This is a genomic window from Sphingomonas sanguinis, from assembly GCF_001476905.1.
GTDB lineage: Bacteria > Pseudomonadota > Alphaproteobacteria > Sphingomonadales > Sphingomonadaceae > Sphingomonas > Sphingomonas sanguinis_B.
The window spans coordinates 1-1,075 of sequence record NZ_LDTE01000197.1 but is presented as its reverse complement, the minus strand read 5'-3'; the positions used below and the strand labels follow the sequence as shown (position 1 = coordinate 1,075).

The 1,075-nt window shown below is 67.6% G+C and carries 1 protein-coding gene; it reads right to left on the bottom strand.

Annotation, left to right across the window (positions count from 1 at the left end; translation table 11 throughout):
- Positions 1-41 precede the first annotated feature (41 nt).
- Positions 42-953: an AAA family ATPase gene (locus SB4_RS18535; RefSeq protein ID WP_058753729.1), complete on the bottom strand. Its 912-nt coding sequence runs from the start codon at positions 951-953 to the stop codon at positions 42-44.
- Between the last annotated feature and the right edge of the window lie 122 nt (positions 954-1,075).

Genomic DNA, 1,075 nt, shown 5'->3' with positions numbered 1-1,075 from the left:
CCTTCACAACGGCAGGTGTAAGCGTAAGTGCGTCGGCAGCGTCAGAAGTGGATAAGAGACGGATGCAGGTCGGCGAGCAGGATATAGCGCAGCGTCCCGTCGGACAGCTCGGCCACCGAGAGCGGGCGGAGCAGCCCGTGCTGGCGCATCATCACCTCGAACCGCTCGCCGACCTGCAGCGTCGCCCCGTCAAAGGCATCGGCGATGGTGTCGGCCAGCGCATCGCCCTCGCCGATCTCGAAGATGGTCTGGATCGCCGCGCCGATATCGCCGCCGTCGCCCGCCAGGACCGGGGTGAAGGTGCCCACCTGTGGCCGCCGTGCGGGCGCGTCGCGATCGGTCCGCAGATCGTCATAGAAGCGCCAGCCGCGCATCCGCTCGCGCAGGGCGAGCAGCTCCAGTCCGTCGCCGCCATCGGCCCAGTGGGTGACCATCGAGTCGAACGACGCCATCGCCCGCCCATCCGTGCGCCAGGTGCCATCCCCGGCCCGGCGCACCCGCGCATGATCGCCGCGCCGCTCCGCGATCAGGTTGGCCCGTCCGATGGCGGGGCCCATCCACAGTGCCTCCACCTTGATCTCGGGGTCGTGCAGGAACCGCGTCGAGCCCGGGATGGGCAGCCCCAAATCTATCGCATAGCCATAATCGGCGGACGCAAAGCCCAGTTTCAGGCTAACCGGTCCGTCGCGCCGCGTCCCCTGCACCGGCACATCACCGCTCTTCATCCCCCGGCTGAACTTTTCCGGCCCCGCCCATAAGGTCGAGTTCAACCCGCCCTCCGCCGCCAGCGAGGCGATCACCCGCCCCTGCGCGACATCGGACAACAGGCGCAGTGCGCGGTAGAGGCTGGACTTGCCGCTGCCGTTCGGGCCGGTGACGATGGTCAGCGGTGCCAGCGGCACGACCACATCGCGCAGCGAGCGATATCCCGAAATGGCCAGCGTCTCGATCATACCCTGCCTCTATCGCCCGGCGTCCAGCCTAAGGGGCGCTCGCTCCCCCTGTCCAGCGGGGGCATGATCAGCCTCTGTTCAGCACCTGCATCGCTTACATTTGATCCTGAACAAGAAAGGTC

Bases quoted from the DNA above. Each gene is read 5' to 3' on its own strand.
- SB4_RS18535 (WP_058753729.1), bottom strand. From the start codon at position 953: ATGATCGAGACGCTGGCCATTTCGGGATATCGCTCGCTGCGCGATGTG.